At 66.5% G+C, this 16,502-nt stretch carries 19 protein-coding genes; 6 read left to right on the top strand and 13 right to left on the bottom strand.

Features of this window, described 5'->3' with window-relative positions; all coding sequences use genetic code 11:
• Positions 1-16 precede the first annotated feature (16 nt).
• The 6 genes from flgG to flgL all read left to right on the top strand — a co-directional run bounded on the left by flgG (position 17) and on the right by flgL (position 6,842).
• Positions 17-799, top strand: coding sequence for a flagellar basal-body rod protein FlgG (flgG, locus tag LK542_RS15490; RefSeq protein ID WP_227799355.1), 783 nt, complete (start codon positions 17-19; stop codon positions 797-799).
• Between the two features lie 14 nt (positions 800-813).
• Positions 814-1,461, top strand: coding sequence for a flagellar basal body L-ring protein FlgH (locus tag LK542_RS15485; RefSeq protein ID WP_227812577.1), 648 nt, complete (start codon positions 814-816; stop codon positions 1,459-1,461).
• Positions 1,462-1,472: 11 nt separating this feature from the next.
• Positions 1,473-2,576: a flagellar basal body P-ring protein FlgI gene (locus LK542_RS15480; protein WP_227812576.1), complete on the top strand. Its 1,104-nt coding sequence runs from the start codon at positions 1,473-1,475 to the stop codon at positions 2,574-2,576.
• Between the two features lie 18 nt (positions 2,577-2,594).
• On the top strand, positions 2,595-3,554 hold the full coding sequence (gene flgJ / locus LK542_RS15475; RefSeq protein ID WP_227799352.1) for a flagellar assembly peptidoglycan hydrolase FlgJ: 960 nt from the start codon (positions 2,595-2,597) through the stop codon (positions 3,552-3,554).
• 62 nt (positions 3,555-3,616) lie between these two features.
• Positions 3,617-5,578 carry a flagellar hook-associated protein FlgK gene (flgK, locus tag LK542_RS15470; protein ID WP_227812575.1) on the top strand — a complete coding sequence of 654 codons (1,962 nt, stop codon included), beginning with the start codon at positions 3,617-3,619 and terminating at the stop codon, positions 5,576-5,578.
• 31 nt (positions 5,579-5,609) lie between these two features.
• Positions 5,610-6,842, top strand: a complete 1,233-nt coding sequence (flgL, locus tag LK542_RS15465) for a flagellar hook-associated protein FlgL (RefSeq protein ID WP_227799350.1) — start codon at positions 5,610-5,612, stop codon at positions 6,840-6,842.
• A 3-nt stretch (positions 6,843-6,845) separates the two neighbouring features.
• On the opposite strand, the gene LK542_RS15460 is transcribed toward flgL, so the two are convergent.
• The 13 genes from LK542_RS15460 to fliI form a co-directional block, all read right to left on the bottom strand.
• Entirely contained in the window at positions 6,846-7,202 is a 357-nt protein-coding gene (locus tag LK542_RS15460) for a translation initiation factor Sui1 (RefSeq protein WP_227812574.1), read from the bottom strand.
• Positions 7,203-7,241: 39 nt separating this feature from the next.
• Complete coding sequence (locus LK542_RS15455) at positions 7,242-7,715, bottom strand: hypothetical protein (RefSeq protein ID WP_227799348.1); 474 nt, start codon at positions 7,713-7,715, stop codon at positions 7,242-7,244.
• 81 nt (positions 7,716-7,796) lie between these two features.
• Positions 7,797-8,183, bottom strand: a complete 387-nt coding sequence (locus tag LK542_RS15450; RefSeq protein ID WP_227812573.1) for a DUF5329 domain-containing protein — start codon at positions 8,181-8,183, stop codon at positions 7,797-7,799.
• Positions 8,184-8,248: 65 nt separating this feature from the next.
• Positions 8,249-9,085 (bottom strand): flagellar biosynthetic protein FliR, encoded by an 837-nt coding sequence (gene fliR, locus LK542_RS15445; RefSeq protein ID WP_227812572.1) that lies wholly within the window; start codon positions 9,083-9,085, stop codon positions 8,249-8,251.
• Between the two features lie 4 nt (positions 9,086-9,089).
• Positions 9,090-9,359, bottom strand: a complete 270-nt coding sequence (gene fliQ / locus LK542_RS15440) for a flagellar biosynthesis protein FliQ (protein WP_227799345.1) — start codon at positions 9,357-9,359, stop codon at positions 9,090-9,092.
• Positions 9,360-9,369: 10 nt separating this feature from the next.
• Positions 9,370-10,122: a flagellar type III secretion system pore protein FliP gene (gene fliP / locus LK542_RS15435; RefSeq protein WP_227812571.1), complete on the bottom strand. Its 753-nt coding sequence runs from the start codon at positions 10,120-10,122 to the stop codon at positions 9,370-9,372.
• Positions 10,112-10,849 (bottom strand): flagellar biosynthetic protein FliO, encoded by a 738-nt coding sequence (gene fliO / locus LK542_RS15430; RefSeq protein WP_227812570.1) that lies wholly within the window; start codon positions 10,847-10,849, stop codon positions 10,112-10,114. Before fliO ends, fliP begins: the two co-directional genes overlap by 11 nt.
• Positions 10,850-11,070: 221 nt before the next feature.
• Entirely contained in the window at positions 11,071-11,505 is a 435-nt protein-coding gene (gene fliN / locus LK542_RS15425) for a flagellar motor switch protein FliN (RefSeq protein WP_227799342.1), read from the bottom strand.
• A gap of 58 nt (positions 11,506-11,563) precedes the next feature.
• Positions 11,564-12,547, bottom strand: coding sequence for a flagellar motor switch protein FliM (fliM, locus tag LK542_RS15420; protein ID WP_227799341.1), 984 nt, complete (start codon positions 12,545-12,547; stop codon positions 11,564-11,566).
• An 11-nt stretch (positions 12,548-12,558) separates the two neighbouring features.
• A complete protein-coding gene (gene fliL / locus LK542_RS15415; protein WP_227799771.1) occupies positions 12,559-13,083 on the bottom strand; it encodes a flagellar basal body-associated protein FliL in 525 nt (174 codons plus the stop codon).
• 163 nt (positions 13,084-13,246) lie between these two features.
• The gene (locus tag LK542_RS15410; RefSeq protein ID WP_227812569.1) at positions 13,247-14,596 is read right to left on the bottom strand and encodes a flagellar hook-length control protein FliK; all 1,350 of its coding nucleotides are present in this window, start codon (positions 14,594-14,596) and stop codon (positions 13,247-13,249) included.
• Positions 14,597-14,613: 17 nt separating this feature from the next.
• Positions 14,614-15,057: a flagellar export protein FliJ gene (gene fliJ / locus LK542_RS15405; protein ID WP_227799339.1), complete on the bottom strand. Its 444-nt coding sequence runs from the start codon at positions 15,055-15,057 to the stop codon at positions 14,614-14,616.
• Between the two features lie 36 nt (positions 15,058-15,093).
• Positions 15,094-16,494, bottom strand: coding sequence for a flagellar protein export ATPase FliI (gene fliI / locus LK542_RS15400; protein WP_373889505.1), 1,401 nt, complete (start codon positions 16,492-16,494; stop codon positions 15,094-15,096).
• Between the last annotated feature and the right edge of the window lie 8 nt (positions 16,495-16,502).

Here is a 16,502-nt window from a genome sequence, read left to right as displayed (position 1 = left end):
CCTTAAGGAGAATTCCATGATCCGTTCGCTGTTTATTGCCAAGACCGGCCTCGAAGCGCAGCAGACCAACCTCGACGTCATTTCGAACAACCTCGCCAACGTCAGCACCAATGGCTTCAAGCGTTCGCGCGCGGTGTTCGAAGACCTGCTGTACCAGAACATCCGCCAGCCGGGCGCCCAGTCCTCGCAGCAGAGCAACCTGCCTTCGGGCCTGCAGATCGGTACCGGTGTCCGCACCGTCGCTACCGAGCGCATCCACACCCAGGGCAATCCCCAGCTGACCGGCAACTCGAAGGACGTGATGGTCAACGGCTCGGGCTTCTTCCCGGTCCTGCTGCCGGACGGCACCCAGGCCTATACCCGCGACGGCTCCTTCCAGACTGACCAGAACGGCCAGCTGGTCACCTCCAGCGGCTTCGTGATCCAGCCCGCCATCACCATCCCGGCCAATGCCGAGTCGATCACCGTCGGCCGCGACGGCACCGTGTCGGTCAAGCTGCCGAACACCGTGGCCCCGACCCAGGTGGGTTCGCTGCAGCTGGCCACCTTCATCAACCCGGCCGGCCTCGAGTCGCGCGGCGAAAACCTGTACGTCGAGACCGGCGCATCGGGCAACCCGAACCTGAACGTGCCGGGCACCAACGGCTCGGGCGTGCTGATGCAGGGCTATGTCGAATCCTCGAACGTCAACGTGGTGGAGGAAATGGTCAACATGATCCAGACCCAGCGCGCCTACGAGATCAACAGCAAGGCGATCACCACGTCCGACCAGATGCTGCAGAAGCTGTCGCAGCTGTAAGCAAAAGCATGAGCATGAAAACCATCTTCGCCGCGGCCGCGCTGGTCGCCATTGCCGGGTGCTCGACCACCCCGAGCACCATCGTGCAGGGCCCGACCACGGCCCGCCCGATGCTGGTGCAGACCGCGCCGCCAAGCGATGGCGCGATCTACAACGCCAATAGCTACCGTCCGATGTTTGAAGACCGCCGCGCGCGCCACATCGGCGACCTCTTGACCGTGAACATCACCGAGCGCACCTCGGCCGGCAAGTCGGGCGCCAGCACCGGCAGCAAGTCGGGCAGCGCCAGCTTCGCGGTGCCGGGCCCGCTGCAGGCGCGTATCGGCGCCAACGTGGGGCTGGAAGGCGCGAACAAGTTCGCCGATGCCGACACCCAGAGCGCGTCGAACAACTTCAGCGGCACGATCGGCGTCACCGTCACCGAGGTGCTCCCGAACGGCAACCTGATCGTGGCCGGCGAGAAGCAGGTCGCCATGAACAAGGGCGTCGAGTTCATCCGCTTCTCGGGCATGGTCGCGCCGGACACCATCCAGCCGGGCAATATCGTCTCCTCGACCGTGGTGGCAGACGCCCGCGTCGAATACCGCACCAACAGCCGTGTCGACCGCGCCGAACTGAGCAACATGTTCTCGCGCTTCTTCCAGTCGATGCTGCCGTTCTGAGGATCGTTGTCATGAAAATCGCTTCCATCGCCCTCGTCTGTGCCGCACTGCTCGGCGCCGCGCCACTAGCCCAGGCCGAGCGCATCAAGGACCTCGCCAGCATCGCCGGCGTGCGCCAGAACCAGCTGTCGGGCTACGGCATCGTCGTCGGCCTGGACGGCACCGGCGACCAGACCAGCCAGACGCCCTTCACCGTGCAGTCGATCCAGGCGATGCTGCAGCAGAAGGGCATCAACCTGCCGCCGGGCACCCAGCTGCAGCTGAAGAACGTCGCGGCCGTGATGGTCACGACCTCGCTGCCGGCCTTTGCCCAGCCGGGCCAGGCCATCGACATCACCGTGTCCTCGATCGGTAATGCGAAGAGCCTGCGCGGCGGCACCCTGCTCATGACCCCGCTGCACGGCGCTGACGGCCAGGTGTATGCCATGGCCCAGGGCAATGTGCTGGTGGGCGGCGTCGGCGCCCAGGCGGGCGGGGCGCAGGTGCAGGTCAACCACCTGTCGGTGGGCAAGATCTCCGGCGGCGCCACCGTCGAGCGCGCCGTCGCCTCGAACCTGGGCGCGGACAACCAGATCCGCCTGGAACTGAACCAGACCGATTTCTCGACCGCCGCGCGCGTGGTGGAAGCCATCAACGACCAGTTTGGCGCCGGCATTGCCACCGCCCTGGACGGCCGCGTGATCCGGGTGCGCACCCCGTCTTCGAGCGACCAGCGGGTGGCCTTCATCGGCCAGCTGGAAGGCATCGACGTCGCGCGCGCCAAGGATGCGGCCAAGGTCATCATGAATGCCCGCACCGGTTCGGTCGTGATGAACCAGGCCGTGATGCTGGACAACTGCGCGATCTCGCACGGCAACCTGACCGTGACCGTGGGCGCCGAGACCAACGTCAGCCAGCCGCAGGCCGGTTCGCGCGGCGTCACCGCCGTGACCCAGACCAATTCGGTCGACGTCAAGAAAGACCCGGGCCGCGTCCTGATGATCAAGGGCGGCGCGTCGCTGGCCGAAGTCGTCAAGGCCATGAATGCGATCGGCACCACTCCGCAAGACCTGCTGGCGATCCTGCAGGCGCTCAAGGCCGCCGGTTCGCTGCGCGCCGAACTCGAGATCATCTAATCAGCAACAAGGCACCCCATGATCGGCTCTCCTTCCACTGACCTGACCAGCAAGTTCGCCCTCGACACCAAGGGTCTGGGCGAACTCAAGCAAGGCGCCAAGAACGGCTCGCCCGCCGCGCTGAAGGAGGCCGCGACGCAGTTCGAAGCCATGTTCATCAACATGATGATGAAGAGCATGCGCGACGCGACGCCGCAGGAAGGGCTGATGGACAACCAGCAGTCCAAGATGTTCACCGGCATGCTGGACCAGCAGATGAGCCAGAACCTGGCCAAGCGCGGCATGGGCCTGGCCGACGTGCTGACCCGCCAGCTGACCTCGAACCAGGTGGGCGCCCAGGCGCTCGCCATCGGCGCCGACGGCGTGGCCGCGGGCAAGGCGGCGGCTGCGGCATCGGCCCTGGCGCCGCTCGACGGCAGCATGCGTCCGGGCATGGACGCGGCCACCATGCTCAAGACCGGCGCCACCCAGCCGGGTGCCCCGGCGCTGCCCTACACCACGGATAGCGGCCGCATCCAGGCGCCGCACGTGCGCGCCTTCCAGGAAAAGCTGCACGTTCACGCCGCCGCGGCAGAGCGCGCCACCGGCGTGCCGGCCAAGTTCATGCTGGGCCAGGCGGCGCTGGAAAGCGGCTGGGGCAAGCGCATGATCCGCAACGCCGATGGCACCAGCAGCAACAACCTGTTCGGCATCAAGGCCGGCCCGGGCTGGAAGGGCAAGGTCGCCACCGCCGTCACCACCGAATACGTCAACGGCGTGGCGCGCCAGAAGGTCGAGCGCTTCCGCGCCTACGACACGCCGGCGGATTCGTTCAAGGATTACGCCAACATGCTGGCCCGCAACCCGCGCTACGAGAAGGTGCTGGCCAGCGGTGGCGACGCGACCGCTTTCGCCCACGGCCTGCAGCGCGCCGGCTATGCCACCGACCCGATGTACGCGGCCAAGCTGACGCGCATTATCAAGAATTCGTTGGCATAAAGACACGATCAAGTTTTCCCAAAATCTGCCGTTGATGGATTAGTCAGAGAAAGAATACGCATATGTCCGGTAACCTCCTCAGCATTGGCAAGAGCGGCCTGTTCGCGGCGCAGGCGGGCCTGGCCACGACCGGCCACAACATCACCAACGCCAGCGTCGCCGGCTACAACCGCCAGGTCGTGGTGCAGGCCACCGGCCCGATGCTCGATACCGGCGTCGGCTTCCAGGGCACCGGCACCCAGATTTCCCAGATCAAGCGCTACAGCGACGAATTCCTGAATTCGCAGGTGCGCAGCGCCCAGTCCAGCAAGAGCGGGCTGGATTCCTATTATTCCCAGATCAGCCAGATCGACAACATGCTGGCCGACCAGACGTCCGGCCTGTCGCCGGCGCTGCAGGGCTTCTTCGAAGGCCTGCAGGACATGGCGCGCAACCGTGCCTCGCTGCCTTCGCGCCAGTCGATGCTGTCCGCGTCCGACACCCTGGCGACCCGTTTCCAGGCCCTCGACACGCGCCTGGACGAGATCCGCGACGGCGTCAACGGCACCATCGAGTCCAGCGTCACCCTGATCAACTCCTACGCCCAGCAGATCGCCGACCTGAACGACCAGATCGGTACCTTCGCCGCCGCCCAGCAGCGCGCGCCGAACGACCTGCTCGACAAGCGCGACCAGCTGGTGATGGAACTGAACACCCAGGTCAAGGCGAACGTGACCCCGGGCGACAACAACAGCCTGACGATCTCGATCGGCAATGGTCAGCCGCTGGTGGTCGGCCAGCGTACCTTCCAGCTGGCGGCGATCGCCTCGCCGACCGACAAGGGCCGGATCGAAGTCGGTTACGTGGCCGGCAACAAGGTCTCGGTGCTGGGAGACAACGCGCTGTCCGGCGGCACGCTCGGCGGCGCCCTCGAATTCCGCAGCAAGACGCTCGACCCTGCCCAGAGTGCGCTGGGCAAGGTGGCGATCGGCCTGGCCATCGAGTTCAATGCCCAGCACAAGCTGGGCCTGGACCAGAACGGCCAGCCCGGCAAGGATGTCTTCAACGTGGCCGAAGCCTTCGTCGGCAAGAACATCAACAACGCGCAATCCAGTACCGCGGCCGTCAAGGCCATCGTCAGGGATCCAGCCAAGCTGGTCGACAGCGACTACAAGGTCAAGTACAACGGCAGCGGCTACGACGTGATCCGCCTGTCCGACAACAAGCCGGTCATCCTGACCGGCACTCCGCCAAGTGCCGACGGCATCGAATTCAACATCACCGGCAGCGGCGCCGCGGGCGACGAGTTCCTGGTGCGTCCGACCATCGGCGGCGCCGCCAACTTCAAGCTGCTGCTGAATCCCGGCGACACGGAAAGCATCGCCGCGGCCGCGCCGATCGCCACCAGCTTCCCGAACACCAATACCGGTACCGGCAAGATCAGCGAAGGCAAGGTCGATGCGGGCTTCCTGACCAGCGGCGTATCGCTGCCGGTGACCCTGAGCTTCCAGAGCAATGCCACGACCGGCACTCTGTCGGGCTTCCCGGCCGGCATGGCGGTCCGCGTGACCAATGCGGCCGGCGCGTTCATCGACTACCCGGCGCCGGCCACCAACGTCGCCTTCACCGCCGGCTCCACCTACAGCTTTGGCGGCATGAGCGTGACGATGACGGGCGCGCCCGGCAACAACGACAGCTTCAAGATTGCCAGCAACAAGGACGGGATCGGCGACACCCGCAACGTCGGCCTGCTGGGCGAGCTGCAGACCAAGAACATCTTCAACAAGAACACCGCGACCATCCAGTCGTCCTACGCCCAGCTGGTCAGTACGGTCGGCAACAAGACCCGCGAGGTCCAGGCCAACGGCGAAGCCGCCGAGGCCTTGCTGACCCAGGCCAAGGCCAGCGCCTCCGACGTCTCGGGCGTGAACCTGGACGAGGAAGCGACCAACCTGATCAAGTACCAGCAGGCCTACCAGGCCGCGGGCAAGGTCATGCAGATTGCCGGCACCATCTTCGACACCCTGCTGTCGATCGGCCGCTGACGATTAAGACGAAACCGATTACGAGGCATTCATGCGCATCAGTACCCTGTCGATCTACGGCAACGCCACCTCCCAGCTGAACACGCTGCAGAGCGCACTGGCGCGCACCCAGATGCAGCTGTCGACCAACCGCCGCATCTTGACCCCGGCCGACGACCCGGTGGCCTCGGCGCGTGCGCTCGAAGTGAGCCAGTCGAAGGCGATGAACGAGGGATTCGCCAGCAACCGCGCCAGCGCGCGCTCCTCGCTGGCGGCAGTCGAAGGCGCACTGCAGAATGCCGGCAACCTGCTGCAGGATATCCAGGAACTGGCGGTCAAGGCCGGCAACGGCAGCATGCTGCCGCAGGACCGCGAAGCCCTTGCCATCGAGCTGGAAGGGCGCCTGGACGACCTGCTGGGCGTGGCCAACACCACCGACGGCGCCGGCGGCTACCTGTTCTCCGGCTACAAGGCGACCACCCAGCCCTACACCCGCACGCCGACGGGCGCCGACTACCAGGGCGACCAGGGGCAGCGCCAGCTGCAGGTCGGCGCCTCGCGCAAGATCCCGCTGTCGGCTTCCGGCACGGCCGTGTTCGACGCCAACCCGACCGGCAACGGCGCCTTCCAGACCCAGGCCGGCGCGCTCAACACCGGCGCCGCCATCATCTCCTCGGGCGCGGTGGTCGACCGCGACCTGGTCAACGACGACCTTTCCTACAAGCTGACTTTCTCGGTGGCGCCGGGCACCCCGCCGCAGACCACCTACACGGTGTACGACACCACCAGCGGCACCGACGTCGCGCTCGCGACCCATACTGGCATTCCCTATGAAGACGGAAAGACCATCAGCTTCGGTGGCCTGAGCTTCGACATCAAGGGTGTGCCCGCCAATGGCGACGTCTTCACGGCCGAGCCGAGCAAGAACAAGTCGGTCTTCGAGACGGTGACCGAGCTGGTCGCCGCGCTGCGCGCCCCGGTCGACGGCTCGACCGGCAAGGCGGCCCTCACCAACAGGCTCAATACCGCGATCGACAACCTGAAGGGCGCCCACGACAACGTGCTGACGGTACAGGCCTCGGTCGGCGCGCACATGAAGGAACTGGACTACCTGGACAGCGCCGGGGACGACCTCGACATCCAGTACGCCGCCACCCTGGGCGACCTGCAGGACCTCGACATGGTCAAGGCGATCTCGGACTTCTCGATGCAGCAGAACACGCTGCAGGCGGCGCAGATGTCGTTCAAGACCATGTCGGGCCTGTCGCTCTTCAATTACCTGTAATTCTCAGCCGCCGGCCCGCTTCGGCGCGTGGCCGAGCTTGCCGAGCGTGTCCATCACCAGGTCGCAATGGTCGCCCTGGATCTCGATCACCCCATCCTTGACGGTGCCGCCCGAACCGCAGGCGGTACGCAGCTGCTTGCCCAGCAGGGCGAGGGCGGTGGCGTCGAGCGCCAGTCCTTTCACCAGGGTGACGCACTTGCCGCCACGGCCCTTGGTCTGGCGCGATACGCGCACCACGCCATCGCCCGCAGGAACGGCCTTCGCCTTGCACGTGCACTGCGCCACCGCGTTGCGGCATTCCGGACACATGCGTCCGCTCTCGGTGGAATACACCAGGCCGCCGCTTGAACTTCGTTTCATGTCGATCCAGATGGTTGCGGGGCCGCCAGTATAGACCGGTCAGCGGTATTCCGGCCTGGTCGACAGGGCCACGACGGCGCTGCCGGCAGCGACGATCAGTGCGTCTTCGATCAGGCCGCTCTTCGTCTGCCCGATGCTGGCCATCGCGCGCTTGCGGCCGGCCAGGGTCAGGTAGGCGAGGGGAACCGCGGTAGCGACCGCCGCGGCCGCGCCAGCCCGTTCCCGGCCAGGCGCGGCCAGTGCGGCGCCGGCGATCCCGGCGCTCATGACCCGCGCCAGCAGGCCGAGGAAAACGGTCCGGTCGGGCGCCGTTTTCATCTTGTCGCCCAGTAGTTCTCCCACGCCCATGGCCAGTGCGCCGTACTTGAACAGCGGGCGATCCAGCAGGAACAGTTCTCCCGGCGTAGCACGGCCCTTGAGGCGCGCCGTCGCGATCGTGGCCATCGGCGTCATCGAGCGGGCGCTGGCGACGGCGCCGATCAGGAAGGAAGGGAGGAGGCTGCGAATAGACATTTGGAAACTCCTGTGCGGGTGGCAATTGATGACTCGACTGTAGCCGGGCGAGCGCCGGCGTGTCGCCACGCAAGTGCTTGCCTATCCCGCCTGGCGTCCAGTGCCGCGCAGCGTCTTCAGTTCACGGTGCAGCCAGTCGCGGCTGGGCAGCGCTTCGCCGCTGCTGCACTTGACCCGGTAGGGCCGGCCGGAAAAGCTGCTTTTCGATGCCGCCAGATCGATGAACTGCTCAGTGCTCTGCAGCGTCTCGCGGCGGCCTTCGATGTAGTCGAGCTTGCGCAGCAGGTGCTTGCGGGCATCGGCGCCGCTGTGCCAGCTGCCGTTGCGTTCGAACTCGCAGCCGGAATTGCTCATCTTCGCCATCAGGCCGTCGATCTCGGCGCGGATGGCGGGTGGGGTGGGGGCGGCGTTCGCGCTCAGGCAAACGGCGGCCAGGACGCTGGAGGCAAGGAAGCGGATGGTCGGCATGGGAATCGCAGGAAGTTCCGTTGTTGCCACCCTAACCGAAAATCCGGTTTCGCGCGTGCCGCTACCTAGCCGGGCGCGGGCGCGGGGACGGAAGGCGCCGGTGGCGGCGCCGCATTGCGCTGCAGGCCGGCACGCGGCACGGCGCGGCCGGCTTCGATGCCCTCGTTGAACAGGTTCACGATCGGCATGCCGAGGTAGGGCATGGCCAGGCTCAGGGTCAGGAAGCCGACACCCAGGGTTACCGGAAAGCCGATACCGAAGATGTTCAGCTGGGGCGCGGCGCGCGTCAGGATGCCGAGGGCCACGTTGGTGACGAGCAGGGCAGCGATGATCGGCAGCGACAGCTGCAGCCCGCTCGAGAAGATCTTGGCGCCCCAGCGCGCCAGCTCCAGCGGGGCATTGCCCGAGAACGGCGTGGCGGAAATCGGCATCGCATGGAAGCTCTCGGCCAGCGCCGCCAGCAGCACCAGGTGCGCGTTCACCGCCAGGAAGGCCATGGTCGCCACCAGCGTCAGGAACTGTGCCACCGCCGCCGAGCGGCCGCGGGTGGACGGGTCGAAGAATACGGCAAAGCCCAGGCCCATGGTCATGCTGGCCACCTCGCCCGCGTATTCGATGGCGGCGAACACGATGCGCATGGCGAAGCCCATGGCCACGCCGATCAGGAGTTCCTTTACCAGGATCAGGATGCCGGCCCAGGAGCTCGGGTCGACGGCCGGAATCTCGGGCACGGTGGGGGCGATGACGGACGCCAGCAGCACGCCGAGGGCGACCTTGATCGACATCGGCACGCCGGCATTGCCGAACAGGGGCGCGGAGGCGACCAGGCCGAGGATGCGGGTGAGCGGCCAGATCAGGCCCGCGATCCAGGCGTTCATCTCGCCCGTGGTCAGGCTCAACATGCGATTAGCCGATCAGTCCCGGGATGCTGGTGAACACCTGGCGCATGTAGTCGAGCATGGTGGACAGCATCCAGGGCCCGGCCACAACCAGGGCGATGAAGATGCCGACCAGCTTCGGGATGAAGGACAGGGTCGCTTCGTTGATCTGGGTCGCGGCCTGGAAGATCGAGATGATCAGGCCGATGATCAGCGCCACCAGCAGCAGCGGGGCCGACACCATCAGCGTGACTTCCATCGCGGTGCGGCCCATGGTCATGACGGATTCGGGAGTCATGCTCGCTCTCCTAATAGAAACTCTGGGTCAGCGAGCCGAGCAGCAGCTGCCAGCCGTCGACCAGCACGAACAGCATCAGCTTGAACGGTAGCGAGATCACCGCGGGCGACATCATCATCATGCCCATCGCCATCAGCACCGAGGCCACCACCATGTCGATGATCAGGAAGGGAATGAAGATCGCGAAGCCGATCTGGAACGCGGTCTTCAGCTCGCTCGTGACGAAAGCCGGGATCAGCACGCGCAGCGGCACGTCTTCCGGACCCTGCAGTGCGGGCGAGCGCGAGATCTTGACGAACAGCGCCAGGTCGGACTGGCGGGTCTGCTTGATCATGAATTCCTTGAGCGGCACCACGCCGCGCTCCATGGCCTCGCTCATCTGCATCTTGTTCTGCTGCAGCGGCAGGTAGGCTTCCGTATAGATGCGGTCGAAGGTCGGGCCCATCACGAAGAAGGTCAGGAACAGCGCCAGACCCACCATCACCTGGTTCGGCGGCGCGGTCTGGGTGCCGATCGCCTGGCGCAGCAGCGACAGTACGATGATGATGCGGGTGAAGGCCGTCATCATCAGGAGTGCGGCCGGCAGGAAGGTCAGCGCGGTCAGCAGGATCAGGGTCTGCACCGGCAGCGAGTAGGCGGTGCCGCCGCCCGCGGCCGGGCTGGTGGTGAAGGCGGGGATGCCGGGCTGGGCCAGGGCGGCCAGGGGCAGCAGCGCCAGGCTGGCGCCCAGCAGGAGTCGCTTCACAGCTTGATTATTTCGCATTACGGTTGTCTATCGTTTTCTTGAGCCAGTCGCCGAAGCTGCCCGCGCTCGCTGCGTGGGCCGCCAGTGCAGCCTGGGGCGCCACATCGTGCTGGCGCGGCATGGTGGCCAGGGCGTTCACGCGTCCCGGCGCCGCGCCGACGACGATCCACTGGTCGCCCACTTCCACCACCATGATCCGCTCGCGCCCGCCGATATTCAGGGCACCGACCAGGCGGATGTTGGCGCTCGCGCCCATCGCGCGCGGACCGTAGCGTTTCATGAACCAGGCCAGGGCGAGCAGCAGGCCGATCACCAGCACCAGGGCCATGATGGTCTGCAGCAGGCCGCCGCTTGCCGGGACGGCGGAGCCAGGCATCACCACTTGCGGCGGACGCTGGCCGGGAACCGGGGTGCTCACGGCCGGGGCGGCAGGCTGTTCGGCAGCCGGCGTTGCTGCTGGTGCGGACTCGGCGGCTGCGGGGCCGGGCGCCTGTACCGGCGTCGAGACCGGGCCGCTTGGCGCCGGACGGGCCGGTGTGGCCGGGCGGCCGGTGGTGGTGGCGCCGCGCGGCAGGGGCTGGGTTTCCTGCGAAGCGGGCGCCGGGACCGGGATCGGTGCGGTGGCTGCGGGTGCAGGCTGTGTTTGTGGAGTTGCTTGTGGGATCGCTTGTGGAGCAGCTTGTTGCTGGGCGGGGGGCTGATCCGCAACGACGGGTGACGCACAGGCTGCCAGGGGCGCAAACATCAGCGCTGCCGCAATCCGTAGGGTGGGCGGCTTGTCGAGCAGGCTGTGGCCTGCTCGACCCCACGCAGTAATCGTTAGACGACGAAAAAGCGCACAGGCAGATCTCGCCAGGTTCGAACGCGTGGGCGGGAGACCCGCCCACCCTACAACGTCGCACGCCGCAGGTCGGGCAGACGGTGCGGCAGTATTCGTGGAATGAAGTGGGGCGACGTTGCGCGAAGTCATTTATTCAGTTTTCTGATCCGTTCCGATGGGGTAATGATATCAGTCAGACGGATACCGAACTTGTCGTTCACGACCACCACCTCGCCCTGGGCGATCAGGCAGCCGTTGACGAGCACGTCCATCGGTTCGCCCGCCAGGCCGTCGAGCTCGACCACCGAGCCTTGGGCCAGCTGCAGCAGGTTCTTGATCGCGATCTTGGTGCGGCCGAGTTCCACGGTCAGCTGGACCGGGATGTCGAGGATGAAGTCGATGTCGTTCGGCGTTTCGTTGCGCGCGCCCTTGTTCGAGAAATCCTTGAACACGGCCGCGCTAGCGGTGGCCTGCTGTTGCTGCTGGCGTTCGAGCGCCGCCGCTTCGGCCGCGGCCTGCTCGGCAATCGCCGCGCCCCAATCGTCGTCGAGGCTTTCCTGGTCGTCCTGGGTGTCAGACATGTTGCTCTCCTGTGTCGCCCGCGGCCAGCGCAGGCGGATTCATACGTTATGTGTGCGCTTACTTGTTGAAGTTGTCGCTGTTGGCCAGCAGCTTCTCGACCTTCAGGGCATACTGGCCGTTGAAGACGCCGTAGCTGCAATCCATCACCGGCACGCCGTCGACCGTGGCCTGCAGCATTTCCGGGACCGTGATCGGAATGATGTCGCCGATCTTCATGTTCAGGATCTCGTCAAAGTTGGCGCGGCCTTCGCCCAGCACCGCGACCAGCTCGACCTCGGCTACCTGGATCTGCTGGGTCATCAGGCGCACCCAGCGCTTGTCGACTTCCAGCGCTTCGCCCTGCAGGCTCGAGGTCAGCGCGTCGCGGATCGGCTCGATCATCGAATAGGGCATGCAGAAGTGGATCTGGCCCGACACCGAACCGAGTTCGATGGTGAAGGTACAGGACACCACGACCTCGTTCGGGGTCGCGATGTTGGCGAACTGCGTGTTCATTTCGGAACGGATGTACTCGAACTCGACCGGGTACACCGGCTCCCACGACTTGGCATAGGCCTCGAACACGATGTCGAGGATGCGCATGATGATGCGCTGCTCGGTCTGGGTGAAGTCGCGGCCTTCCACGCGGGTGTGGAAACGGCCGTCGCCGCCGAACAGGTTGTCCACCAGCAGGAACACCAGGCCCGGGTCGAACACCATCAGGGCGGTGCCGCGCAGCGGCTTCATGTGGATCAGGTTCAGGTTGGTCGGCACGACCAGGTTGCGGATGAACTCGCTGTACTTCGAGACCCGCACCGATCCGACGGACACTTCCGCGCTGCGGCGCAGGAAGTTGAACAGGCCGACCCGCAGATACCTGGCGAAACGCTCGTTGATGATCTCGAGCGTCGGCATGCGGCCGCGGACGATCCGCTCCTGCGTCGCCAGGTTATAGGTGCGAACTCCCGAGGTGTCTTCAGGCGTCGCAATGTCGTCCTGATCGCCGTTGACCCCTTTGAGGAGGGCATCGACTTCTTCCTGTGAGAGGAAATTATCAGCCATGGTACGTCAGCTTACTGGATGATGAACGAAGTAAATAGTACGTCGGTTACTTCCTGCTCGTCGCCGTCTTTCTCGAAAGGTTCCTGCACGATTGCCTGGATTTCGGCGGCGAGCTGCTGCTTGCCTTCGACCGTGCTGATTTCCGATGCTTTCTTGCCCGACAGGAGCAGCAGCACGCGGTTGCGCACGATCGCCATATTGTCCTTGACCAGGGTCGCCTGTTCGGCGCCCGCCACCTGCAGCGTGAACTGGACCTGCAAGTATTGCTCGCCGGTTTCCGGCTGCAGGTTCACGGTAAAGGCCTCGACCGGCACGTATTCCGACTTGGCTTCCGGATCCTTGTTTTTCTTCTTTTTCTTGGATTCCTTCGGGCTGTCGTGTTCGGCCGCGGCATCGCCTGCGCCATGCATGAAATACCAGGCCGCACCGCCGCCACCGCCGAGCAGCAGCACGGCTGCGGCGGCGATCACGACCAGCTTTTTCTTGGAGCCGGCCGGGGCTGCTGCCGCTGCGTCTGCTTTCGGGTCGGCCTTCATTTTCGGGTTCGCTTTCAAGATGCCTCTTTACTGCCTAAAAGAATGTGTCCGTCATTATGGCATTATCGCGGGGAAACAAAACCCGCCAAGCCCCGAAAAGAGGGGATTAGGGGTGCTTATCCCGCTGATTGTTGCGCGGACGTGTTGACGGTTTAACAGGCGCTCAAGCGAAGGTATCGACCAGGCCGTTGTCGCCCAGGGCCACGCTGCGCGTCGCCGGACGGGCGGCATTGTCCTCACTCACCGCGTGCGTGCCGCCATTGCCGAAACCGCTGGCGCCGCCCTGATTGCGGCGCTCGCCATCCTGCTGCGCCTGGCGGCCATCCGGCATGCCGGAATCCACCGTCGCATTACCCAGCGCGATGCCGCTCTCGCCCATCATCTCGCGCAGGCGCGGAATGGCGTTTTCCAGGGCCTGGCGCACTTCCAGCTGGTTCGAGGAGAAGGCCACGCTGGCCCCATCGTTGCTCACGTTCAGCACCACCTGCACCGGACCGAGGTCCGGCGGGTTCAGCGTCAGTGTGGCGGCCTGTTCCTTGCCGACCATGTACACGATGCGCTGGCTGACCTGGTTGTCCCAGGCCTGGCTACCCACGCGCGCCGGGATGCGATCGGCCGGCACGGCGGCCGGGTTGGCCAGGGTCTCGAGCTTGGCGGCCTGGGCCTGCAGCTGGGCCGGGGCAGGGGCCGGCGCCTCGACGGCCGCCATGGCCTGCGCGCCCCCTTCGCGGACCACGGCCGCGCCTTGCTTGCCCGGCTCGGCCTGGACGGCAGCCTGGGCTGTCTGCTGCAGGCTGCGCAGGTCGGCCGTCTCGCCCGCTGCCGGCTGCACGCCGGCAGCCAGCAAGAAGCCGCCGGCTGCCGCTTCGCCGTCGGTAGCGGCCGGCAGGGCAGGGTCGGTCGCGACGGCGACGGCGACGGCGTCGGCGCCGGCGCTGGTGTCGAGTTTCGCGAATGCGGACTGGAGCGCGGCGAGCTGCAGTTCGGCGCCGCCGGCAGCGACGCTGGCGGCAGGGGCCTGCGCCGCCACCGGCGCGGCAACGACCGGTGCAGCCGGGGCCGGCTGGGTCAGGCTGGCCATGAAGGCGAGCATGTCGGTGACGGGCGTCGTTGCTGCTTCCGCGGCTGCAGTGGCCGATTCGGCAGCGGCTGCGGCATCCTTGGCCGGGTCGGCGGACTCGGTGCCCGCAGCTGCGCCCTGGGCGGTGGTCGCCGGCGCATCGGGCGCCGCATCCTTTTGCTTGGCCGGCTCGCGCGCCGGGGCTTTCGTACCTTGGGCCGCCGGTTTGTCCGCCGCCTTGTGTGCCGTGGCCGGCTTGTTGGCCGGGGCGGCCGATGGCGCCATGGTGGGTGCGGCGGAGGGCGCCATGGTCGGCGCCATCGCGCGCGACAGGGTGGCGCCGAAGCCTTCGCCTTCCGGCGCCTGCACGCCCGCGGCAGCGTTGCGTTGCGGCTGGGCCAGGGTGCTCGCGCCGGAAACCTGGAACGGAAGGGTGGTCGTCTGCATCGTCATGGTGAATCTGCCTGGGGTCAGCGTTGTTTGTAGCGGGCGCCACGCGCGGCGTGGTCGTCCATCAGTTTCTGGTCGCGCTTGTTCTCTATCGCCAGTGCTTCGGCGGCGGCGCGTTCGTTCAGGGTGCGGTAGGACAGGCGCTTGCGCTCGCTCTCCTGCCATGCCTTCTTTTCCGTGTCCGCCTTGTACTTCGCGTGCTTGATCACTTCGCGCTGGCCAATGATGGCGTTGTCCAGCTTGCCGATGAAGGCCACGAAATTGTTGTACGCAAAGGGCGTGATGCCTGCCATCTGCGCCGCGTCGAGCTTGCGGACGTACTCGTCGCGGTAGCCATCCAGCATCACCAGCTTCTGCTCGGCTTCGTCGACCGCCGCCAGGGCGGCGCCCAGGCGCTTGGCGATCGCGTCGGAATCGCGCTGTGCCAGGTCAATCAGGGTGTCGAGGGCGGATGCGGTGGCCATAATGAGAGCAGTATAGTGCCGCCAGGCATCGTTTCATCACTCGAATAGAGAGGTCAATTGCCCCAAGCTCTCCAGCATGCCCGCGTTGTCGTGGATTTCCTGGCACAGGAAGGCTTCGATCTGCTCGTGCTTGGCAATCGCCTGGTCCAGCACCGGATCGCTGCCGGCGGCATAGGCGCCGACGCTGATCAGGTCGCGCGAGCGCTGGTAGCGCGAGTACAGCTGTTTGAGTTTGCGCGCCGCCAGCTGGTGCTCGTGGGTGGTAATCCCGTGCATGGCGCGCGAGATCGACTGTTCGATGTCGATCGCCGGATAGTGGCCGGCCTCGGCCAGGTGGCGGTTCAGGACGATGTGGCCGTCCAGGATACCGCGCGCGGCATCGGCGATCGGGTCCTGCTGGTCGTCGCCTTCCGACAGCACGGTATAGAAGGCGGTGATCGAGCCGCCGCCCTCCTGGCCGTTGCCGGCCCGTTCCACCAGCACCGGCAGCTTGGCGAACACCGAGGGCGGATAGCCCTTGGTGGCCGGCGGCTCGCCGATCGCCAGGGCGATCTCGCGCTGCGCCATGGCGTAGCGGGTGAGCGAATCCATGATGAGCAGGACGTTCTTGCCCTGCTCGCGGAAGTGTTCCGCGATGGCGGTGGCGTAGGCCGCGCCCTGCAGGCGCATCAGGGGAGGCGAGTCGGCCGGCGCGGCCACCACGGCCGAGCGGGCGCGGCCTTCCGGGCCCAGGATCTGCTCGATGAATTCCTTCACCTCGCGGCCCCGCTCGCCGATCAGGCCGACCACGATCACGTCGGCCGTGGTGTAACGCGCAATCATGCCCAGCAACACCGATTTACCGACACCGGTACCGGCGAACAGGCCGAGGCGCTGGCCGCGGCCGACCGTCAGCATGGCGTTGATGGCGCGCACGCCCACGTCCAGGGTTTCCGAGATCGGCGCGCGGTCGAGCGGGTTGATCGGGCGCGCATTCAGCGGGCCGACTTCGTCGGTATTCAGCGGGCCCTTGCCGTCGAGCGGGCGGCCGGCGCCGTCCACCACGCGCCCCAGCAGCTGCATGCCGACCGGCAGGTGGCGTGCGCGGTCGCTCGGGCGGCGGCGCGGGTGCTGCACCGTGCCCGGTTTCGGCAGGGCCGATTCGACCGGGAACACGCGCGACCCCGGCACCACGCCCTCGACGTCGCTCTGCGGCATCAGGAACAGGCGCTCGCCCTCGAAGCCGACCACTTCGGCCTCGATGCGCTGGCCGTTGGCCACGGGGATGGTGCAGGCGCTTCCCACAGCCAGCTTCAGGCCCACGCATTCCATCACCAGGCCGGCCACGCGCGTGACGCGGCCGGAGACCTGCATCGGCTCGGCAAAGCCGACCAGGGAATCGCAGTCCTTGATGAAGGATTTCCAGCGGGCGGTGTGGCGGTCAGTCGTTGTCGTCATGTCGTAGG

The sequence above is a fragment of the Massilia sp. IC2-477 genome (assembly GCF_020707265.1).
Taxonomy (GTDB): domain Bacteria; phylum Pseudomonadota; class Gammaproteobacteria; order Burkholderiales; family Burkholderiaceae_D; genus Telluria.
This window is presented reverse-complemented; position numbering and strand designations above follow the sequence as displayed.